The following is a 20,577-nucleotide window of genomic DNA, read 5'->3' on the forward strand; positions in this document are numbered from 1 at the left end:
CGTGCGGACGCAGGGACTCCCGCGCATGGCAGGCAGGGGCCGGGACCAACCGCCCGCGCCCTGGGGCGCGGCACGCACAACCAGCCCCTTCGGGCGGCCTTCCAGGGGAACAATCCAGCCCCTCCGGCGATTGAGGAGCGGGGATCCGGGGGCGGAGCCCCCGGCGGGGCCGGGCGGGGCCCGGTTTCGGGGAGGGGCGGGGTGGGGGAGGCAACCCCCCGTGACCGACCGCACCCTCAAAACCCTCGGCTTCGCCGACGTCCCCGCCCAACAACCCCTCACCTACCCCGGCCGCCCCATCACCCACCCCACCCTCCTCACCACCGGCGAGCTCTGGGACCTCACCCCCAACCCAGGCCGCCTGGGCACCTGGACGGTCAACCCACGCCCCGGCAAAGACGAAGCGCCCGAAGAGCCACTCGACGCCGTCCTCACCCACCTGGGCCACCCCCCGACCCCCCACCGCCACCCCGTCATCGCGGTCGGCTCCAACGCCTCCCCCGCCCAGCTCCACCACAAGCTGTCCCGCCCCGGCCACCCGGCCACCGTCCCCATGGTCCCGGTCGACGTACACGGCATCGCGGTCGGCTGCTCGGCCCACATCGGCCGGTACGGCTATGTGGCCTCCGCCCCGTACACGGCGCCCGGCGCCCGCACCCCGCTCGTCATCAGCTGGCTGGACGCCGAGCAGCTGGCGGCCGTGGACGCCACCGAGTACCCCAACTACCGCCGCGTCCTGCTGCCCGGCGGCCAGTACCCGATGGTCATGCCGTCCGGCGAGCGGCTCGGCGGCGCGTACCTCTACGTCGGCGAGCGCGGAGTGCTGATGTCCCCGGACGGCACCGAGCGCCCGCTCCCCGGCGGCGGCGACCAGAGCGCCCTGCTCACCCGCCTGCTCGCCGGCTCGCCACGGCTGCGCGCACTCCTCGGACCGGACCCCCGCGCCTGGGTCACCCGCGCGGGCGCCGACCCCGCCGTACGCAGAACCGGCACCCGGATCTTCCAGGAGGAGGGCTGGGCGCTGCCGCAGCCCGACCTCCTCCGCTGCCCGGAGGACGAGCGGCAGGGCGGGCCCGGAGGGTGCGGCAACCCCAAGAGTTACGATGCGCTCTCATCTCCCGAGTAACGGGAACCGTCACCGCGCCGTTAGGCTCCTAAGCCTCATCGGGGGCGAGCACGCCCGACCCATGCTCATGAGGGGCGGAGAATGATCGAGGCAGTCGGCCTGACGAAGCGCTACGGTGCCAAGACGGCCGTGTACAACCTGTCCTTCCAGGTGAGGCCCGGTGCCGTCACCGGCTTTCTCGGGCCCAACGGGTCGGGCAAGTCCACCACCATGCGGATGATCCTGGGCCTCGACGAGCCCACCGCCGGCCATGTCACGGTCGGCGGCTACCCGTTCCGCAAACTCCCCAACGCCCCCCGCCAGGTGGGCGCGCTGCTCGACGCCAAGGCGGTGCACGGCGGCCGCAGCGCCCGCCAGCACCTGCTCTGCCTTGCCCAGCTGTCCGGCATCCCGGCCCGCCGGGTGGACGAGGTGCTGGGCGTGGTGGGCCTCCAGAACGTGGCGCGCAAGCGCTCCAAGGGCTTCTCGCTCGGCATGGGCCAGCGGCTGGGCATCGCGGCCGCCCTTCTCGGCGACCCGCAGGTGCTGCTCTTCGACGAGCCGGTCAACGGCCTGGACCCCGAGGGCATCCTCTGGGTCCGCAACTTCATGAAGCAGCTGGCCTCCGAGGGCCGCACCGTCTTCGTCTCCAGCCATCTGATGAGTGAGATGGCGCTCACCGCCGACCATCTGATCGTGATCGGGCGCGGGCAGCTGCTCGCCGATATGAGCGTCAAGGACTTCATCTCCTACAACTCCGCGGACTTCGCGCGCGTCCGCACCCCCGAGGGCGACCCGGGGCAGCGCGAGAAGCTGACCGCCGCGCTGAGCGAGGCGGGCGGCCAGGTGCTGCCGGAGCAGGACGGCGCGCTGCGGGTGACCGGGCTGCCGCTGCCGCGCATCAGCGATCTGGCGCATGGGGCGGACGTACGGCTGTGGGAGCTCTCTCCGCACCAGGCGTCGCTGGAAGAGGCGTACATGCGGATGACCCAGGGCGCGGTGGACTACCGCTCGACCGTCGACGAGCGCGCCGCCCTGCAGCAGCAGATGCCGGGCGCGGTGCCGCAGGGCGGGCCGTACGGCCATGCGCCGGGCGCCCCGGCACAGCAGGTGGGCTTCCCGCCCGGGACCATGCTGCCGGGCTACGCCGAACCCCCGGCCCCGCCACAGCAGCACGCCCCGGGCGCCCCGTACACCCCGGGCGCACCGATGCCCTCCGCACCGGGGGCCCCGTCCGCCGCTCCCGCCGCCCCCGCGATGCCGCCCACCGCTCCCCCGGCTCAGCCGCCCGCGGCGCCGTCCGCCCCCGCCGATCTGACCAAGAGCGACACCGAGGACGCCCGATGACGACCCCGTACCAGCAGCAGTACCAGGCGCCCGTCCCCCCGCAGGGGCCTCCGCAGGGGCCTCCGCAGGGTGGTCCTCCGCAGATGCCGCCGCAGGCGGCCCCGCACCAGCCGGTGCCCTCCGGGCCTCCGTCGCAGCCGTACGCCGGTGTCGGCCCGTACACCTCGCCGATCCCGGTCCGCCAGACCCACCTCGGCAATGCCCTCGCCTCCGAGTGGACCAAGATCAAGTCGGTGCGCTCCACGATCTGGACGCTGGGCGTGATGGTGGCGCTGGTGGCCGGGATCGGACTCCTGGTGGCGGCGAGCACCAGCGACAGCGACTACGAGACCCTCCCCACCACCCTCCCCGGGTTCTTCGGCACCCTGCTCGGCCAGCTGTGCATCGTCACGCTCGGGGTGCTCGTGATCACCTCCGAGTACGGCACCGGGATGATCCGGACCACCCTCACCGCCTCCCCGCAGCGCTCCCGGGTGCTCACCGCCAAGGCGCTGGTGTTCTTCACCCTCTCGTTCACCACCACGACCCTCGCGCTCGCGCTGGTGGCGCTCGCCAGCGCCGGGATGCACAGCGGTCCGGGTGTCCAGGAGCCGTCGAGTGACCAGCTCCTGGGCGCGACGGTCGGCGCCGGGCTCTATATGTCGCTGCTGGGGCTGCTCTCGCTGGCCGTCGGCTGCATGCTGCGGCACTCCGCGGGCGCGATCACCGCGATGCTCGGTGTGGTGCTGCTCCCGGCCATCCTCCCCGCGTTCCTGATGATGTCGGACAGCCTCCGTGATCTGGGGGAGAAGATGCAGGAGTACTCCTCGCCCCAGGCGCTGGCCTCCCTCTTCCGGATCGACGAGAGCCTGAACAGCGGCTGGCCCCAGCTGTGGGCGCTGGCCGGAGTCACGGCGGCGGCGATGATCGCCGCCTATGTGCTGCTGGAGAAGCGCGACGTGTAGGGCTCGCGCGGCCCGAGCCGGACGTACCCGCGCCTGAGTCAATGTCGCGGTGCGTTACGGGACCGCTGGAGCTTCGCGCTCCGGCGGTCCCGTGCGTTCCAGCACGCCTTGTGCCAGTGGCGCCGGTCGTCCGCTCCCATGTGCTCCTGCCAGGCGACCACATGCGCCACCCCCGGCGGAATCTCCTGATCGCAACCCGGGCAGCGGTAGTGCTTGGCGGCCGCCCCGCCGCCGACCTGCCGGACCACCCACTCCTCCCCCTGCCAGGTCTCCATGCGGTCGAGGCCATAACGGTCCGTACTCTCGTGGCCGACAGGCATTTCGCCGCCTCGCGGGCGGTTTCGGCGTGGAGACACGGGGCACCTCGACAGAGCTGGGAGCTAACGGGCTGTGACCAGCGTACGCGCTACGGTCACCCTCCGGGAAAGCCGTCATCCACACCCACCCTCTGATCATCATGAAAACTTCATGCACGGCCGTGCCCTTGGCACGTGTCAGGCGTTAATGCCTATGAGGGGGGATGCCCACGCCGGCACTTCAGCCGCGACAAGGAGGCAGTTTCACGATGGATGTGGGGGCTTTCATCCTGGCCGCTCAATTCCCAGGCCAGGGACAGGAGGAGGCGCTGCACCGGGCGGTGCGGTCGGCCGAGCTCTCCGAGGAGACCGGGCTGGACGCGGTCTGGGTCGCCGAGCACCACTTCGTTCCGTATGGCGTCTGCCCGTCCGCGGTCACCCTCGCCGCGCTGCTGCTGGGACGTACCCGCCGGATCGGCGTCGGTACGGCGGTGAGCGTACTGCCGACCGCGCATCCCGTCGCGCTGGGTGAGCAGGCGGCACTGCTCCATCTCCTCTCCGGTGGCCGGTTCACGCTGGGTGTCGGCCGTGGCGGTCCCTGGGTGGACCTCGAGGTCTTCGGCTCAGGCCTGCGGGCGTACGAGCAGGGCTTCCCCGAATCGCTCGATCTGCTGCTGCGCTGGCTGCGCGAGCCCCGGGTGGAGGCGGACGGCGAGCGGTTCGCCTTCCGCGAGGTGGCGGTGGTGCCGCGCCCCGACGACGCCCTCGCCGGGCCGGTGGTGGGCGCCCCGCCGGTGGTCGTCGCCTGCACCTCGCCCACCAGCGTGCGGCTGGCCGCCGAGCGCGGACTGCCCATGCTGCTCGGGATGCACTGCGGGGATGAGGAGAAGGCCGAGGTGGTCGGCCTGTGGCGGAAGTCCGCGCTGGCGGCGGGCCGTTCGCCGGAGCACGTCGAGGCGGTGGCGGCCCGCCATGTCTCGGCCGGGGTGGCGCAGATCGCGGACACCCGCTCCGCGGCGGCCGAGATCCTGACCAAGGCGATGCCCGGCTGGCTGCGGCAGGGTCTTGAGGCGCATGTGACGGTCGACGGCCGGGAGCGCCGGATGCGCGACCCCGTGGCCTATGCGGAGCTGCTGTGCGAGCTGCATCCGGTGGGCTCGCCGCGGCTGTGCGCCGACCGGCTGGCGGCGACCGCCGAGCGCACCGGGATCCACCGGTTCGCGCTGCTGGTCGAGGGATCGGGCGATCTGGCGGCCACGGAGGAGAACGTACGACGGCTCGGTGGTGAGGTGCTGCCGCTCCTGCGCTGATACACCTCCCCCTGGTGGAGCGGCAGCGTACGTCCCGTCAGCAGTCGCGGAGTTCGGGTGACTGGTTGAGCAGCTGCCCCCGGACCGAGGTGAAGCGGGCGAGGCGCTCGTCGGCCGATGCGTCCATCGGGAAGACCGCCACCCGGTGACAGTTCTGGAAGGCCAGCCGCACCCCGAAGTGGCGCTGCAGTGCGCCGCGTATCGCGTCACTGGCGAGTGCGCGGAGCAGTTGACCGCGTGCCTGCTCATCGGGCGGCGGCGTCTGGTTGTCGGCGAACTCCCCGCCGTCCACCTTCAGCTGGGCCACCAGCGAGCTGATCATCTCCCATGCGTACGGTAGGGAGTTCCGGACGCAGTCGACGAAGGCCGCTTCGTCGACCTCGCCTCGCTCGGCCTGTTCGAGCAGGGCCGGTGAGACGTCGAGCGACATGGGTTCTCCTCTCGCGACCCCGCGCGCGGGGTCTCAGGGATGGGAAGGGCGGACGGCGACGCAGCGTACCCGTCCGACGACCGCCCGCTTCAACGGTAATTCGGCCACTGCGCCCGCACCAGGAGAATGGGCACACAACCAGCCATCGCCGAAGGGGTCCATCGGCGGACGAATCGCGTGCGGCGGTGGTGGTCGAGTAGCGTTGCCGACCATGCGTCTCGTCATCGCCCGGTGCTCGGTGGACTACGCCGGCCGCCTCACCGCCCACCTCCCCTCGGCACCCCGTCTGATCCTGGTCAAGGCCGACGGCAGTGTGTCCATCCACGCGGACGACAGGGCCTACAAACCCCTCAACTGGATGTCTCCGCCGTGCACGCTGAAGGAAGGCGACGACGATGTGTGGACGGTCGTGAACAAGGCGGGCGAGAAGCTCATCATCACCATGGAGGAGGTCCTCCATGACTCCTCGCACGAACTCGGCGTCGACCCCGGCCTGATCAAGGACGGTGTCGAGGCCCATCTGCAGGAGCTGCTCGCCGATCGTATCGAGACACTTGGCGATGGCTGGACGCTTATTCGGCGTGAATACCCCACCGCCATCGGCCCCGTGGACATTCTCTGCCGCGACGCGGACGGGGGGACGGTCGCCGTGGAGATCAAACGCCGTGGTGAGATCGACGGTGTCGAGCAGCTCACCCGCTATCTCGAACTCCTCAACCGCGACCCGCACCTCGCCCCGGTGAAGGGCATCTTCGCCGCCCAGGAGATCAAGCCGCAGGCGCGCGTCCTCGCCACGGACCGGGGCATCGGGTGTGCGGTGCTGGACTACGACGCGCTCCGGGGCATCGAGGACGACAAGCTCCGGCTCTTCTGACGCGGGGCCCGCTCCGACGTGAGAGGCCGTGGCCGTGAGGCCCCGGCCTCCTCCCGTCGTACGAGCCGCGCCCGCCCCCGGAGCCGAGCCCCTACGCGGCGCCCAGCGGACCACGCGACGGAGAGCCGCGCATCGACGCTTTCCCCTCCCCGCCCCTTCCCGATACCAGGGACTCCGCCCCTGGACCCCGGAGCCCAGGGACGGAGCTTCACCGCGCGGCGAAGCCGCACATCGATGCCGCGGGAAGCGGCGGAGCCCCCGTCCGGAGTCTGCGCCTTCCAGCCTCTCCGGCGCTCCAGGAGCGGGGGCTGGGGCGGAGCCCCGACCCGCCGTCTGGGGCAGCCCCGGCCCGGGGCCCAGGGGCGGAGCCCCACCACGCGGCGAAGCCACACATCGATGCCGCAGGAAGGGGCGGAGCCCCGCCTTCCAGCCCCTCCGGCGTTTGAGGAGCGGGGGCTGGGGCGGAACCCCGGTCCAGCGTCTGGGGCAGCCCCGCTGGGCGGAGCCCCACCACGCGGCGGAGCCGCATATCGATGCCGTGGGAAGGGGCGGAGCCCCGCCTTCCAGCCTCTCCGGCGCTTGAGGAGCGGGGGCTGGGGCGGGGCCCCAGTTTCGGGGAGGGGCGGGGAGGGGAGCAGCCCGCCGCAGTCGTCACGATCCGCCGGACACCCCCCTGAGCCGATCACATCACGCCACGGAGGCGCCGCACCCACTGGCGCGATCCGGCGCCCCCGCACCGCCTTCCCGGGCCGCTACGCGACCGGAGTGGCCGTGCTCGGCGCCGTGTGGGTCGTGGGGGCGCTCGCGGTGGTCGAGGTGTCGCCGGTGGGCGTCGTGGTCGGGGGCGACGTCGTGGGCGTCGGCTCGGTGGGTTCGCCGGTCGGCGTCGGCGGCCTGCTCGTCGGCGGCTTGGTCGTCGGCCGCGGGTCGGAGGTCGTGGGGTGCGAGGACGGCGGCGAGGGCGGCTGCTCGGTGTCCGAGGGCGAGCCGCTGGTGGACGACGGGCCGCTGGTCGCCGTGGAGCCGCTGGGCGAGCCGCTGGGCGCGGTCGGTGACGTGGACGCCTTCGGCACCCCGCTGAGGCCGGGCTGCGGGGCCTGGCTGGTGCCGCTCGTGGGCTCGTCGGCGGTCAGCCCCTTGTCGTCGTCCCGCTGGCTGGCCGAACGGTCCGGCTTGACCTTGTCGGCCGGGCTGTCCGAGTCGTCGCCCGAGGTGGTGCCCAGGGTCACCACGGTGCCGAGCACGGCCACCAGCAGCACACCCGAGGCCGCCGCGACCACATTGCGCCGGGCACCGTGCGCCGTCAGCCGCCGCAGACCGCCCGGCTTGCCGCCCGGGGGCCCGGCGGGGGCGGACTCGGCGGTGAGGACCGTGGGCGTGGCGGGGGCGGCCACCGAGGTCCGGGAGGCGGACGGGACCGCCGCGGTCACCGCCGTCGTCGCCGCCGTGCCGCCCATGGCGGCCATCGGCGTCGTGGGCGCCACCTTCGGGGTGACGATCGTGGTCTCGGTGTCGTCCGGCGCTCCGTCCGCCGCCGGGGGCGCCGCGTCGTCCTTACGGTTCCCACCGCTCGTCCCGAACGCCCCGGCCATCGCCGAGCCGGGCGAGCGGTCGGCGACCAGCGCCAGCGCGCGCCGGCCCGCGACCGTGCCCCGCTTGTCCGCGAGGACGCCCCGCAGCCCGATGGACGCCTCCAGCTCGGCGCGGGCCCGCTCCAGATGGCCCGTGCACAGCGCGAGGACGCCCAGCTCGTGGTGGAAGTACGCCTCGTCCGCGACCTGCCCCGCGAGCCGCGCGGCCTCCTGGCCGTGCCGCACCGCGCGCTCCCAGGCGCCCCAGTGCAGCGCCGTGGCGAGGGCGGGCGCGGCGGCGCGGGCCAGGAGCACGGCGGCGTCGGCGTGGCCCGCCTCGCGGCTGCCGATGAGCGCGGTCATCGCCGCGAGGATCGCGTCGGCCTCGGCGGCGACGCGCCCGGGGGCCACCGAGGGGTGCGCGGCCCACCAGGCGTAGTGCTGGGCGACGGCGTGTGCGCGCGCGGCGTCCTCGTCGGCGTAGCCCGCCTCCGCGAGCTGGGCGGTGACGCGCGCCGCCAGCCGGTAGTGCGATCCGGCCGGGGTGACGAGGCCACAGCCGAGCAGCTCGCCGAGGGCCGCGTCGGCGTGGGTGTCCGCGGACAGCGCGCGCAGATGCACCTGGTCCGGGCATTCGCCGCCGAGCGCGACCGCGAACCGCAGGGCGTCGTGGGCCGCCTCGCTCAGCCGTCCGGCGAGCAGCGCGGCGGGGGACGCCGCCTCGGCGATCGAGGGCAGCGCGCCCCCGTCCTCCGGCGCGGAGGCGTCGCCGCGCCGGGCGTCCCGCTGCCGCAGCAGCGCGCCCGCCTGGACGAAGCGCAGTGGCAGCCCCTCGGACTCGAACCACAGGTCCGCGGCCCAGCTCGCCTCGTCCTCGTCCAGGGGCCGTCGTGCGGCCCGCTCGAGCAGTTCGAGTCCGGCCGTGCGGCTGAGCCCGGAGAGGAAGACCTCCTCCAGGTGGGAGTCGGGGGACGGCGCCGGGACATCGGGGGTGGCGGAGATCAGGAACGCGCATTCGGGGGTCGCGTCGAGGAACTCGTCCAGCGCGGCGCCGCCGAACTCGACGTCGTCCAGGACGACGACCGCGCCGATCTCCAGGGCCGCCGCCAGCAGCTCCGCGCGGTCCGGCCGGTAGAGCGGGGCGCTGAGGACGGCGGCGTAGAGGTCGTGGAGGAGGTCGGTGGGGGTGCGGTGGTAGCCGGAGAGGCGTACGACGCCGTCGGGGGCGAGCCGCTCGCAGTCGGAGGCGACGGCCTCCAGCAGGGTGCTGCGCCCGGCGCCGGAGGGCCCGGTGACCCGCACCGAGCGGCCGCGGGCGAGCAGCCGGGCGAGCCGCTCCCGCTCCTCGTCCCGCTCCAGCATCGGCAGCTCGGGCACGACGGTGCCGGACGGGCGGGGCGCGGCGGCGGCCCGGCGCAGCTCGGCCCGCTCGTCGGGGCCGTGGCGCTCGGGCCGCGCGGGGCGCTCACCGGGCGGGCAGGGTTCTATCTCGCTGCCGTCGACGGGGTTGACCGTCAGCAGATGGTCACCGGCGACGATGCGCGCGGTGCGGGCCGGGGACGCGGAAGTGGGCGCGGAGGAGGGAGAGGAAGCGGAAGAGGCGGAGGAGGGCGGGGAGGCGGACGCGCCGGGCACCGGGGCGCCCAGCGGGGGCGTCGGTACGTCCCCCGTCGGCCCCGTCGGGCGCGGCAGGCGCGGCAGGCGCGGCGACGGGCCGTCGCCCGGACTGTCCGCCGCACGCGACGCACCGGAAGCCACACCCGGCGCGGCCTCGTCGTGGCCGTGCTCCTGCGATCCGCGGTTCTTCGGGTCCAATGTCCTTGCCCCCCAGATGCGTGGCGTGCTGTAAGGCTCCCCGGCCTGCCTTCGCTTCTGGTCCGGTGCCGCCGTAGGGAATGTGTCCGGCGCTCGCCGAACCCCGGGCCGTATCAGACGGCCTGGACCTGTTCACAGTATCCACCGCGCCGGAGGGGGCCCACGCCACCCCGGGTAACCCACCGGCCCCGGGGCAGGCGGTCCCCGCCGCTCAGACACGCGGCAGGGACTCCGCCTCCAGTCCGCCTTCGATCGCGAGGATGCGGTGCAGCCGGGTGGCCACCAGCAGCCGCTGCATCTGGGGCGGCACCCCGCGCAGCACCAGCCGTCTGCCCGCCCGGCCCGCGCGGCGGTGCGCACCCATGATCACCCCGAGCCCGGTGGCGTCCCAGGAGTCCAGTTCGGTGAGGTCGAGGACGAGATCCCCGCCGCCCGCGTCGACGGCGGTGTGCAGGGCCGTACGGGCGTCCGCCGCGCTCCGGACGTCCAGCCGGCCCCCGACGACCAGCTCGGCGTGGTCGCCCCTGATGTGCATATGCGCTCCCCTATACGGTGCGTCGTGTCGTCAATGCGCCATTTCTGTCTACAGAACTGACTGTCTCTCACACGAGGAAGTTGCCGTCTGTAAGCGAACCGATACCGAATTCACCCAGGAGGGTGAGTTCCGGGCCTGGCGCCGCACCAAGGCCCTCAGTAGCGGTAGAAGCCCTCGCCGCTCTTCCGGCCGATGTCCCCCGCATCGACCATCCGGCGCATGATCTCCGGCGGTGCGAACTTCTCGTCCTGCGACTCGGTGTAGATGTTGTCGGTGGCGTGCAGCAGGATGTCCACGCCGGTCAGGTCGGCCGTCGCGAGCGGTCCCATCGCATGGCCGAAGCCCAGCTTGCAGGCGGTGTCGATGTCCTCGGCCGTGGCGACCCCCGACTCGTACAGCTTCGCCGCTTCCACGACGAGGGCGGAGATCAGCCGGGTGGTGACGAAGCCCGCGACATCGCGGTTGACGACGATACAGGTCTTGCCGACGCCCTCCGCGAACTCCCGTGCGGCGGCCAGGGTTTCATCGCTCGTCTTGTGCCCGCGCACCAGCTCGCACAGCCCCATCATCGGCACCGGCGAGAAGAAGTGGGTGCCGACGACCCGCTCCGGGCGCCGGGTGGCCGCGGCGATCTTGGTGATCGGGATGGCCGAGGTGTTCGAGGCCAGGATCGTGTCGTCCTTGACCAGTTCATCGAGGGTGCCGAAGATCTCCCGCTTGACCTCGATCTTCTCGAAGACCGCCTCCACCACGACATCCGCGTCGGCGGCGGCGTCCAGGTCGGTCGTGGTGGTGATCCGGCCCAGCGCCCGCTCGGCCTCCTCCGCCCCCAGCTTGCCCTTGGAGACGAACTTGTCGTACGAGGCCCGGATGGTGTCCGTGCCGCGCCGCAGCGCCTCGTCGGTCACATCGCGCAGCACCACGTCCCAGCCGGCCTGGGCCGAGACCTGCGCGATACCGGACCCCATGAGTCCGGCTCCGATGACCGCGAGCTTCTTGGCCACGACACACACCTCTCCGTTCGGTAGCTTCCGTCCGTTCCGCCGGCAGTCCGTCTGATCTGTCGACAGTCCGATGTGCCGGACCTTAACGTCCGTTCACCCCCGCGGGCAGCCCCTCGTAACGCGCGTCACGGTGTGTTCTTCGCCGCATAGTTGAGGACCGTGTCGCTCAGGAGCGACTCCATGACGTCGACCTTGCGGAGGGCGTCCTCGGCGACGGCGTCCACGCCGCCGCCCTCCGCGAGCCCGCGGATGATCGAGCGCAGCACCGCGTTCTGCAACCCGACGAGCTGGTGGGCGATGAACTCGGGTCTGGGGTCCTCGGAGTCGGCGGCGGCCTCCTCTCGCAGGGTGACCCCGAGCTGGTGGACCGCCTTGCCCTGGATGGCGAAGAGCCTGGCCATCAGCGTCGGGGACTCCACGATGACCTGCCGGAACCGGTCGTAGCCCTCGCTCAGCCCGACGTAGGGGTGCCGTTCGCGGATGTCCTGGCGCAGCTGGTCCATCAGCGCCCGCGCCGCCGACTGACCGGCCGCGCGCTCCCGTACGAGCCGGGAGGGGCGGTCGACGACCTCCTCCTCGCGGTCGACGAAGAGGTCCTCCTTGGTCGGGAAGTAGTTGTAGACCGTGTTGACGGAGACCTCGGCCGCCTCGGCGATCTCCGCGATCGTGACCGCCTCGAAGCCGCGCGCCATGAACAGCCCGGTCGCGATGTCCGAGATGTGCTGCCTGGTCTGCCGCTTCTTCCGCTCCCTGAGTCCTTCCGCCATGGCCTCATCCTAGCTTCGCTGGGGCTCCTTGATTTTTGGGGTGATTGCAAAATTGGTGCGTCTCTGTTTTTCTGGGTCCCATGGCAGTCATCACGACGAACGGCCTCACCCACACCTTCCGGACCAAGCGCGGCCCCGTGGCAGCCGTGCGCGGAATCGACCTGACCGTCGAGCGCGGTGAGATCCTCGGCTTCCTCGGACCCAACGGAGCGGGCAAGACCACCACGCTGCGCATGCTCACCACGCTGCTCCCGCCCACCGGCGGCAGCGCCACCGTCGCCGGGCACGACCTCGCCCGCGATCCGGCCGGGGTGCGCCGGCGGATCGGCTATGTGGCCCAGTCCGGCGGGGTCGATCCCACCGTCTCCGTACGGGAGGAGCTGGTCACCCAGGGGCGGCTCTACCGGATGGGCAGGGCCGAGGCCACCGCCCGCGCCGGGGAGCTCGCCCGGGACCTGGGCCTGGCCGAGCTGCTGGACCGCCCCTGCGCCGCGCTCTCCGGCGGCCAGCGGCGGCGGCTGGACATCGCCCTCGGCCTGGTCCACCGGCCCGAGGTCCTCTTCCTGGACGAACCGACCACCGGGCTCGACCCCGGCAGCCGCGCCGAGCTGTGGCAGCTGATCCGCCGGCTGCGCGCCGAGCACGGCATGACGGTCTTCCTGACCACCCACTACCTGGACGAGGCGGAGGCGCTGTCCGACCGGCTGGTCATCGTCGACCAGGGCCTGGTGGCCGCCGAGGGGACGGCGGAGCGGCTCAAGGCCGAGCACGGCGGCGCACCGGACACCACCCTGCAGGACGCCTTCATCGCCATCACCGGGCGCGGCACCGCCCCGCGGAACCCCGCCCCGCTCGCCGTCTGACCAGGACGCCTACCCCCAAGGACGCCTACCCCCAAGCCCCGGAAGAAGGCCCGATGCCTCATCTCGTCTCCGACACGGCCCTGATATTCGGCCGCTACGCCCGCCAGACGCTGCGCTCCAAACCCGCCCTGATCTTCGGGATGGTCCAGCCGCTGCTCTTCCTCGTCTTCTTCGGCCCGCTGCTCACCGATCTGCCGCTCGGCGGCCGGGCCGGCTCCTGGCAGACCATCGTCCCCGGCATCCTCGTCCAACTCGGCCTGTTCAGCGCCTCGTTCACCGGGATCGGGCTGATCCTCGAGCGCCGTACGGGCGTCATCGAGCGGATGCGGGTGACCCCGGTCAGCCGGCTGGCGCTGCTCATGGGCCGGGTGCTCAAGGACGTCGTCCAGCTGCTCTGGCAGTCCCTGATGCTGGTGTGCGTCGCCGTGGCGCTCGGGCTGCGCGCCCCGGTGCTGGGCGTGGCGATCGGCTTCGTCTTCGTCGGCGTGCTGACCATCTCGCTCGCCTCGCTCTCCTACGCGCTGGCGATGCGAGTGGCCTCGCCGCAGGGGTTCGCGCCGGTCATCAACTCCATCACCATGCCCGCGATGCTGCTGTCCGGCATCCTGCTGCCGATGTCGCTCGGGCCCCGCTGGCTCGACATCGCCTCGCACTTCGTGCCGTTCCGCTACCTCGTGGACGGGGTGCGGGCCGCCTTCACCGGGGAGTACGGGGACGGGAAGATCGCGCTGGCCGCGCTGGTCGCCACCGCGCTCGCGGCCGTGGCCGTCACCCTCGGGGCACGGCTCTTCCAGCAGGCCGGGGCGTAACGCCGCCGCGTAGGCTCGGAGCCATGGTCAATCTCACCCGCATCTATACGCGTACCGGCGACACGGGCTCCACCGCCCTCGGCGATATGAGCCGCACCGCCAAGACCGATTCGCGGATCGGCGCGTACGCCGACGCCAACGAGGCGAACGCCGCGATCGGGGTGGCCATCGCACTGGGCCAGCTGCCCGCCGAGATCGTCAAGGTGCTGGTCCGCGTCCAGAACGACCTGTTCGACGTGGGCGCGGACCTGTGCACACCGGTGGTGGAGGACCCCGCCCATCCGCCGCTGCGCGTGGCGCAGAGCTATATCGACAAGCTGGAGGCGGACTGCGACCACTTTCTGGAGGGGCTGGAGAAGCTGCGCAGCTTCATCCTCCCGGGCGGCACCCCGGGCGCGGCGCTGCTGCACCAGGCGTGCACGGTGGCGCGCCGCGCCGAGCGCTCCACCTGGGCGGCGCTCACCGAGCACGGGGACTCGATGAACGCGCTCACCGCCACCTATCTCAACCGGCTCTCGGATCTGCTGTTCATCCTGGCCCGCTCGGCCAACAAGGAGGTCGGCGACGTCCTGTGGGTCCCGGGCGAGAACCGCTGAAAAGCCACGGGCCCCGTCGGCCCGGCCGCGCGTCGCGCGTCGCCGGGGCCGACGGGGCGGGGCGGGGCCCGGCGCCGTCTGCCCGTTACGGGGGTTAGCGGGCAGACGACGCGGAGCGCTCCCGCTTGGGAAAGAGCGTGTAGCTGAGCGCGATGGCCACGTTGATGCCGATCAGGAACAGCATCTTCAGCTGCCAGTCGCGCAGCGAGCCGATCTCACCGTCGTCGCCGACGTACCAGATCCCGCCCTGGAGCAGTGCCATGGCGATGACCGCGGCCAGCACCCAGCGCCCGGCGTTCTTCCACTCGTGCAGCGTGCGCGCCGCACCGTACTTCGCGGGCTTGACCGGCGGCGGCCCGCCGAAGAAGCGGTGGGCCACCCGGGCGTCGACCCATTTGATCGTCGAATGGCCGAGCGCGGCCGAGTAGCCGATGTAGACCGCGGCCAGACCGTGCTTCCAGTCCGGTTCGGCGCCGTTCCTCAGGTCGATCACGGTCGTCACGAACAGCACCACCTCCAGCACCGGTTCGCACAAGAGCACCACGGTGCTCGCCTTCGGCATCTTCGCCACGTAGCGCAGCAGAATGCCGATGCCCAGCAGCACCCAGAAGCCGACCTCACAGGCGATGATCAGCGCGACAACCACGATGTTTCCTCTCTCGCTCTGCCCTTGGTCCCAACCCTCCCGGTCGACAGGGCCGCGCGCGTCGTCGGCGGCGATGAATCCCGACTGCATCCTTCGATGTACGCCGCCGGGCGGCGGGCCCGGCCCCAAGGGGGAGGTCCGCCCGGCGCGCCACATGGTGTGATGGGTGCCATGCCGTCCCGTCCCCACCTCCCACGCCCACACCGGCATGACGTCCTCATCGCCCTGAGCGGACTGCTCGGCGGGGCCCTGATGTGGGCGGTGGGGGTGCACAACAACCAGTCGTTCTTCCATACGCCCCGCTGGCTGGGGCTGATCGCGCTCGTCGTGATCGCCGCGTCCGAACTGCTCCGGCGCTCCCGGCCGCTCGTCGGCCTGGGCGTGGGGACCGCCGCGATCTCCCTCGACGTCCTCAGCGGCGGGCTGGCCGTGACGTTCCTGATGTACACCGACCTGGTGTACGCGGCCGTCATGTACTCCGGCCCCGGCGCCGCCCGGCGCATCCCCCGGCTCTGCGGGCTCCTCACGGTGCTGGCGACCGTGGTGCCGCTGGCCGTCTACAACGACCCGCTGGCGCTGCTGGTCGGCACGTTCGTCGCGCTGCTCACCCTCACCCCGGCGTGGACCGGGGCGGTGGTCCGCAACCACCGCGAGGAGGCCGCGGCCGCCCGTCTGGAGGCCGAACGCGTCGCGCTGCTGGCCGAGTTGGACCGGCGGGAGGCGGTGGCCTCGGAGCGCTCCCGGATGGCGCGCGAACTCCACGACATGGTGGCCAACCACCTCTCGGCCATCGCCATCCACTCCAGCGCCGCGCTCTCGCTCAAGGACCCCGCCGCGACCGACGAGGCGCTCGGCGTCATCCGGGAGAACAGCGTGCGCGGCCTGGCCGAGATGCGCCGGCTGATCGGGCTGCTGCGGGACCCCGGGGAGACCTCGGAACCCGCCGCCACCTCCACCCTCGACGCGCTCGACACCCTGCTGGAGCAGGCCCGCACCAACGCCCGCTCCGGCGGTCAGGACATCGTCCTGTGCGACGAGCGGCCGGACGGCGCCGCCGCGCTGCCCGCCCCGGTCGAGCTCGCCGCGTACCGCATCGTCCAGGAGTCGCTCACCAACGCCCTCAAGCACGCCGCGTCCGGCCGGGTGGACGTGACGCTGGCGCATCGCGCGGACGGCCCGCTCGAGGTCAGCGTCATCAGCCCGTACGGCGACCGCGAGGGCCCCCGGGCGCCCGGCTCCGGCACCGGGCTGATCGGGATGCGCGAGCGGGTGTCCCTGCTCGGCGGCACCCTCGACGCCGGCCCGGTCTCCGGGCCCGGGGGCACGGTGTGGCAGGTGCGGGCCGCGCTGCCGCTGGGCGAGGAGAGCGCTCGGCGTGTGCCATGACCCCTCGGCTCAGCGTGTGCCATGACCCTTCGACGACCAGCCAGGAGCCGCCGTGACCCCGCCCGCCCCGCCCGCCCGTTCCGCGTCCAAGCCGATCCGGGTGCTGGTCGCCGAGGACCAGGGCTCGGTCCGCTCCGGGCTGGTGCTGATCCTGCGGTCCGCCCCCGATGTGGAGGTGGTCGGCGAGGCGGTGGACGGCCTCCAGGCGGTGGAGATGGCCCGGACGCTGCGCCCCGACGTGGTGCTCATGGACGTCCAGATGCCCCGGCTGGACGGGGTGTCGGCCACCCGTCAGGTGGTCGCCGAGCAGCTGGCGGACGTGCTGGTGCTGACCACCTTCGACCTGGACGAGTATGTCTTCGGGGCGCTGCGCGCGGGTGCCGCCGGGTTCCTGCTCAAGGACAGCGAGGCGGCCGATCTGATCGAGGCCGTCCGTACGGTGGGGCGCGGCGAGGGCATGATCGCCACCGCGGTCACCCGCCGTCTGATCGCGGAGTTCGCCCGGCCCCAGGCCGTCCCCTCCCCCACCGCACCCAGCCCCGAGGTGCTCGCCACGCTCACCCCGCGGGAGCGGGAGGTGCTGGCCTGTCTGGGGCAGGGGCTGTCGAACGCGCAGATCGCGGAACGGCTCACCATGGCGGAGGCGACGGTGAAGACGCATGTCAGCCGGCTGCTGAACAAGCTGGAGCTGCGCAGCCGGGTCCAGGCCGCGGTGCTGGCCCAGGAACTGGGCGTGCGCTAAGCGCTCCGCTGGAAGTGTCGCGATGCGTCGTCGGCCGACTGCGGCGCCGTCGTGGCTGGTCGCGCCCACGCGGCGGAGCCGCACATCGACACAGCCCCGCGCCCCTTCTGCTTCAGGCCACGTTGACGCGCTGGCCGGGGGGCGCGGCCTCCAGCCAGGCCAGAAAGCCGGTCAGGGCGTCATCGCTCATGGCCAGTTCCAGCCGGGTGCCGCCGTGCCGGCAGGCGAGCACCACCGCGTCGGAGAGCAGCGCCAGCTCCTCCTCGCCCTTGGGGGTGCGCCGCTCCAGCACCTCGATCGAGGCGCGCTCCAGGATCCGCCGGGGCCTCGGCGCGTAGGAGAAGACCCGGAACCACTCGACGCGGTCACCGTTGTAGCGGGCGACGCCGTACACCCAGCCCTTGCCGCTGGGGTCGGATTCGCTTGGCGGGGGATCCCAGCGCAGTGAACAGTCGAAGGTTCCGCCGGACCGCTGGATCAGCCGCCGCCGGAGACCGAAGACGAAGAGTCCCACCACCACCAGCGCGACGACCACGCCGCCCACAAGCAGAGCGAGGACCATCTTCACCGACCTCCTCGCGTCATCCGGAAAAACCGCACCTGCATCGCCTCAGCCGCGGACCCGCTGAAGGGGAGCTCCAGCGAGGTCCGCGGCTGAGGTTTTCCGACCGTACGTGACAGGCTCAGTGCGCTCCCGCCACCGCGCGCAGCCGGACGTCGGCGCGCCGCTCGGCGGCGGCGTCCGCCTCCGACTTGGCACGCTCCAGCGCCCGCTCCGCGCGCTTCACATCGATTTCGTCGGACAGCTCCGCGACCTCGGCCAGCAGTGAGAGCTTGTCGTCCGAGAACGAGATGAACCCACCGTGCACCGCGGCCACGACCGTCCCGCCATCGACCGAACGGATGGTCACCGGGCCGGACTCCAGCACACCGAGCAGCGGCTGGTGGCCGGGCATGACGCCGATGTCACCCGATGTGGTGCGCGCGATGACCAAGGTGGCCGCACCGGACCAGACACTACGGTCCGCCGCGACCATCTCGACCTGCAGCTCAGCAGCCAACGTGGCTCCTCGGGTCTCTCCCTGCCGGGTCGGGCAGGGCTTTCGTCAAAGAATAACGGGCGTACGGAGAGGGGCGGGACCGGGCCCACCCCTCTCACGGAGCTACCGGGCTCAGGAGACGCCCAGCTCCTTGGCCTTGGCCTTGAGGTCCTCCAGGCCACCGCACATGAAGAACGCCTGCTCGGGGAAGTGGTCGAACTCACCGTCGGCGATCGCGTTGAACGCGGCGATGGACTCGTCCAGCGGCACGTCCGATCCGTCGAGACCGGTGAACTGCTTCGCCGCGTGGGTGTTCTGCGACAGGAAGCGCTCGATACGACGGGCGCGGAAGACGGTGAGCTTGTCCTCCTCGCCGAGCTCGTCGATGCCCAGGATGTTGATGATGTCCTGGAGGTCCTTGTACTTCTGCAGGATCGACTTCACCCGCGAGGCGCAGTCGTAGTGGTCCTGCGAGATGTAGCGCGGGTCCAGGATCCGGGACGTCGAGTCCAGCGGGTCCACCGCCGGGTAGATGCCCTTCTCCGAGATCGGCCGGGACAGCGTCGTCGTCGCGTCGAGGTGCGCGAAGACGTTCGCCGGGGCCGGGTCGGTCAGGTCGTCCGCGGGGACGTAGATCGCCTGCATCGAGGTGATGGAGTGACCACGGGTCGAGGTGATGCGCTCCTGGAGAAGGCCCATCTCGTCGGCCAGGTTCGGCTGGTAGCCCACCGCGGAGGGCATCCGGCCGAGCAGGGTCGAGACCTCGGAACCGGCCTGGGTGAAGCGGAAGATGTTGTCGACGAAGAACAGCACGTCCTGCTTCTGCACATCGCGGAAGTACTCCGCCATGGTCAGACCGGCCAGGGCGACCCGCAGCCGGGTGCCCGGGGGCTCGTCCATCTGGCCGAAGACCAGCGCGGTCTGCGGGAGCACGCCGGACTCGGCCATCTCCTCGATCAGGTCGTTGCCCTCACGGGTGCGCTCGCCGACACCGGCGAACACGGAAACGCCCTCGTGCAGCTTGGCCACACGCATGATCATTTCCTGGATGAGGACGGTCTTGCCGACGCCCGCGCCGCCGAACAGGCCGATCTTGCCGCCCTTGACGTATGGGGTCAGCAGGTCGACGACCTTCAGACCGGTCTCGAACATCTCGGTCTTGGACTCGAGCTGGTCGAAGGCCGGGGCCTTGCGGTGGATGGACCAGCGCTCGGTGATCTCGGACTCGGCCTCGGGCTCGTTGAGGATCTGGCCGAGGGTGTTGAACACGCGGCCCTTGGTGACGTCGCCGACGGGCACGGTGATGCCGGCGCCGGTGTCGGTCACGGCGGCCTGGCGGACCAGGCCGTCGGTGGGCTGCATGGAGATGGAGCGCACCAGGCCCTCGCCGAGGTGCTGCGCGACCTCGAGGGTCAGGGTCTTCTTCGCCCCGTCCTGGGCCGGGTCGGCGACCTCGACGGTCAGCGCGTTGTAGATGTCCGGCATCGCGTCGACGGGGAACTCCACGTCGACGACCGGGCCGATGACCCGCGCGACGCGGCCGGCGGCCACAGCGGTTGGCTCAACAGTGGTGGTCATAGTGTCAGTCACTCCCCGCGGAGGCGTCGGCCAGAGCGCTCGCGCCACCGACGATCTCGCTGATTTCCTGGGTGATGTCGGCCTGGCGGGCCGCGTTGGCAAGCCGCGTGAGCGACTTGATGAGTTCATCGGCATTGTCGGTCGCCGACTTCATCGCCCGCCGGGTCGCCGCGTGCTTGGAGGCGGCGGCCTGGAGCAGGGCGTTGTAGATACGGGCCTCGACATACCGGGGCAGCAGGGCGTCCAGCACGTCCTCGGAGGACGGCTCGAAGTCGAAGAGCGGGAGGATCTCGCCCTTCTTCTCCTGCTCCTCCGCCTTTTCCTCGAGGCTGAGCGGCAGCAGCCGGTCCTGGACCGGGGTCTGCGTCAGCATCGAGACGAACTCGGTGAAGACGATGTGCAGCTCGTCCACGCCGCCATCGGCCGTGTCCTTGAGGACGGCCTCGATCAGCGGGCCCGCGATCTTCTTGGCGTCCGCGTAGGTGGGGTTGTCGGTGAAGCCACCCCACGACTCCGTGACCTTGCGCTCACGGAAGGAGTAGTACGCCACGCCCTTGCGGCCGACGATGTACGCGTCGACCTCCTTGCCCTCACGGGTGAGCCGCTCGGTGAGCTCCTCGGCCGCCTTGATCACGTTGGAGGAGTAGCCGCCCGCCAGACCCCGGTCGCTCGTGATGAGCAGCACCGCGGCGCGGGTCGGGTTCTCGCTCTCCGTGGTCAGCGCGTGCTGGGTGGTGGAGCCCTTGGCGACCGCGCCCACCGCTCGGGTGAGCTCGGTGGCGTACGGAGTCGACGCGGCCACGCGGCGCTGCGCCTTGACGACGCGCGAGGCGGCGATCATCTCCATCGCCTTGGTGATCTTCTTGGTCGCGGAGACGGACTTGATCCGCCTCTTGTAGACCTTGGCCTGGGCACCCAT

The 20,577-nt window shown here is 72.1% G+C and carries 21 protein-coding genes; 10 read left to right on the forward strand and 11 right to left on the reverse strand.

Annotated elements, in window-relative coordinates; genetic code table 11:
• Window positions 1-220 precede the first annotated feature (220 nt).
• The 3 genes from J2Z30_RS09925 (at window position 221) to J2Z30_RS09935 (ending at window position 3,396) form a co-directional block, all read left to right on the forward strand.
• Window positions 221-1,126 (forward strand): hypothetical protein, encoded by a 906-nt coding sequence (locus J2Z30_RS09925; RefSeq protein ID WP_044569877.1) that lies wholly within the window; start codon window positions 221-223, stop codon window positions 1,124-1,126.
• 81 nt (window positions 1,127-1,207) lie between these two features.
• Window positions 1,208-2,452 (forward strand): ABC transporter ATP-binding protein, encoded by a 1,245-nt coding sequence (locus tag J2Z30_RS09930; protein WP_044569879.1) that lies wholly within the window; start codon window positions 1,208-1,210, stop codon window positions 2,450-2,452.
• Window positions 2,449-3,396, forward strand: coding sequence for an ABC transporter permease (locus J2Z30_RS09935; RefSeq protein WP_078956637.1), 948 nt, complete (start codon window positions 2,449-2,451; stop codon window positions 3,394-3,396). The genes J2Z30_RS09930 and J2Z30_RS09935 overlap by 4 nt, the downstream gene beginning before the upstream one ends.
• 38 nt (window positions 3,397-3,434) lie before the next feature.
• Here J2Z30_RS09935 and J2Z30_RS09940 read toward each other — a convergent pair whose 3' ends face one another.
• A complete protein-coding gene (locus tag J2Z30_RS09940; protein ID WP_044569885.1) occupies window positions 3,435-3,752 on the reverse strand; it encodes an Rv1322 family protein in 318 nt (105 codons plus the stop codon).
• 209 nt (window positions 3,753-3,961) lie between these two features.
• On the opposite strand from J2Z30_RS09940, the gene J2Z30_RS09945 reads away from it, so the two are divergent.
• Entirely contained in the window at window positions 3,962-5,002 is a 1,041-nt protein-coding gene (locus J2Z30_RS09945) for an LLM class flavin-dependent oxidoreductase (RefSeq protein ID WP_044569887.1), read from the forward strand.
• Window positions 5,003-5,039: 37 nt separating this feature from the next.
• Here the strand turns inward: J2Z30_RS09945 and J2Z30_RS09950 are convergent, their stop codons facing one another.
• Entirely contained in the window at window positions 5,040-5,432 is a 393-nt protein-coding gene (locus J2Z30_RS09950) for an SCO5389 family protein (RefSeq protein ID WP_037951008.1), read from the reverse strand.
• A 211-nt stretch (window positions 5,433-5,643) separates the two neighbouring features.
• Here J2Z30_RS09950 and nucS point away from each other — a divergent pair, with 211 nt between their 5' ends.
• Window positions 5,644-6,306, forward strand: coding sequence for an endonuclease NucS (gene nucS, locus J2Z30_RS09955; RefSeq protein WP_044569893.1), 663 nt, complete (start codon window positions 5,644-5,646; stop codon window positions 6,304-6,306).
• 752 nt (window positions 6,307-7,058) lie between these two features.
• Here nucS and J2Z30_RS09960 read toward each other — a convergent pair.
• The 4 genes from J2Z30_RS09960 to J2Z30_RS09975 all read right to left on the reverse strand — a co-directional run bounded on the left by J2Z30_RS09960 (window position 7,059) and on the right by J2Z30_RS09975 (window position 11,998).
• Entirely contained in the window at window positions 7,059-9,692 is a 2,634-nt protein-coding gene (locus tag J2Z30_RS09960) for an ATP-binding protein (protein ID WP_044569896.1), read from the reverse strand.
• Window positions 9,693-9,903: 211 nt separating this feature from the next.
• Entirely contained in the window at window positions 9,904-10,227 is a 324-nt protein-coding gene (locus tag J2Z30_RS09965) for an STAS domain-containing protein (protein WP_044569898.1), read from the reverse strand.
• Between the two features lie 155 nt (window positions 10,228-10,382).
• The gene (locus J2Z30_RS09970) at window positions 10,383-11,231 is read right to left on the reverse strand and encodes a 3-hydroxyacyl-CoA dehydrogenase family protein (RefSeq protein WP_044569901.1); all 849 of its coding nucleotides are present in this window, start codon (window positions 11,229-11,231) and stop codon (window positions 10,383-10,385) included.
• Window positions 11,232-11,356: 125 nt separating this feature from the next.
• On the reverse strand, window positions 11,357-11,998 hold the full coding sequence (locus J2Z30_RS09975) for a TetR/AcrR family transcriptional regulator (protein WP_044569904.1): 642 nt from the start codon (window positions 11,996-11,998) through the stop codon (window positions 11,357-11,359).
• An 80-nt stretch (window positions 11,999-12,078) separates the two neighbouring features.
• Between J2Z30_RS09975 and J2Z30_RS09980 the strand changes: the two genes are divergently transcribed.
• The 3 genes from J2Z30_RS09980 to J2Z30_RS09990 are packed head-to-tail and all read left to right on the forward strand — an operon-like array spanning window position 12,079 to window position 14,266.
• A complete protein-coding gene (locus tag J2Z30_RS09980) occupies window positions 12,079-12,861 on the forward strand; it encodes an ABC transporter ATP-binding protein (RefSeq protein ID WP_044569907.1) in 783 nt (260 codons plus the stop codon).
• A 53-nt stretch (window positions 12,862-12,914) separates the two neighbouring features.
• A complete protein-coding gene (locus J2Z30_RS09985) occupies window positions 12,915-13,670 on the forward strand; it encodes an ABC transporter permease (RefSeq protein ID WP_044569909.1) in 756 nt (251 codons plus the stop codon).
• Between the two features lie 23 nt (window positions 13,671-13,693).
• Window positions 13,694-14,266: a cob(I)yrinic acid a,c-diamide adenosyltransferase gene (locus J2Z30_RS09990; RefSeq protein WP_044569911.1), complete on the forward strand. Its 573-nt coding sequence runs from the start codon at window positions 13,694-13,696 to the stop codon at window positions 14,264-14,266.
• A gap of 94 nt (window positions 14,267-14,360) precedes the next feature.
• Here J2Z30_RS09990 and J2Z30_RS09995 read toward each other — a convergent pair whose 3' ends face one another.
• The gene (locus tag J2Z30_RS09995) at window positions 14,361-14,912 is read right to left on the reverse strand and encodes a hypothetical protein (protein WP_044581382.1); all 552 of its coding nucleotides are present in this window, start codon (window positions 14,910-14,912) and stop codon (window positions 14,361-14,363) included.
• 171 nt (window positions 14,913-15,083) lie between these two features.
• Here J2Z30_RS09995 and J2Z30_RS10000 point away from each other — a divergent pair, with 171 nt between their 5' ends.
• Together J2Z30_RS10000 and J2Z30_RS10005 are read left to right on the forward strand one after the other, a co-directional pair.
• A complete protein-coding gene (locus tag J2Z30_RS10000) occupies window positions 15,084-16,298 on the forward strand; it encodes a histidine kinase (RefSeq protein ID WP_044581383.1) in 1,215 nt (404 codons plus the stop codon).
• A gap of 52 nt (window positions 16,299-16,350) precedes the next feature.
• Window positions 16,351-17,040: a response regulator gene (locus J2Z30_RS10005; RefSeq protein ID WP_044569913.1), complete on the forward strand. Its 690-nt coding sequence runs from the start codon at window positions 16,351-16,353 to the stop codon at window positions 17,038-17,040.
• 112 nt (window positions 17,041-17,152) lie between these two features.
• Here the strand turns inward: J2Z30_RS10005 and J2Z30_RS10010 are convergent, their stop codons facing one another.
• The 4 genes from J2Z30_RS10010 to J2Z30_RS10025 all read right to left on the reverse strand — a co-directional run bounded on the left by J2Z30_RS10010 (window position 17,153) and on the right by J2Z30_RS10025 (window position 20,577).
• On the reverse strand, window positions 17,153-17,602 hold the full coding sequence (locus tag J2Z30_RS10010; RefSeq protein ID WP_044569916.1) for a DUF2550 domain-containing protein: 450 nt from the start codon (window positions 17,600-17,602) through the stop codon (window positions 17,153-17,155).
• A 121-nt stretch (window positions 17,603-17,723) separates the two neighbouring features.
• Window positions 17,724-18,101 carry a F0F1 ATP synthase subunit epsilon gene (locus J2Z30_RS10015; RefSeq protein ID WP_044569919.1) on the reverse strand — a complete coding sequence of 126 codons (378 nt, stop codon included), beginning with the start codon at window positions 18,099-18,101 and terminating at the stop codon, window positions 17,724-17,726.
• Window positions 18,102-18,212: 111 nt separating this feature from the next.
• Window positions 18,213-19,658, reverse strand: coding sequence for a F0F1 ATP synthase subunit beta (gene atpD / locus J2Z30_RS10020; protein WP_044569921.1), 1,446 nt, complete (start codon window positions 19,656-19,658; stop codon window positions 18,213-18,215).
• Window positions 19,659-19,662: 4 nt separating this feature from the next.
• On the reverse strand, window positions 19,663-20,577 hold the full coding sequence (locus J2Z30_RS10025) for a F0F1 ATP synthase subunit gamma (RefSeq protein WP_020868404.1): 915 nt from the start codon (window positions 20,575-20,577) through the stop codon (window positions 19,663-19,665).

The organism is Streptomyces iranensis, assembly GCF_017874715.1.
GTDB lineage: Bacteria > Actinomycetota > Actinomycetes > Streptomycetales > Streptomycetaceae > Streptomyces > Streptomyces iranensis.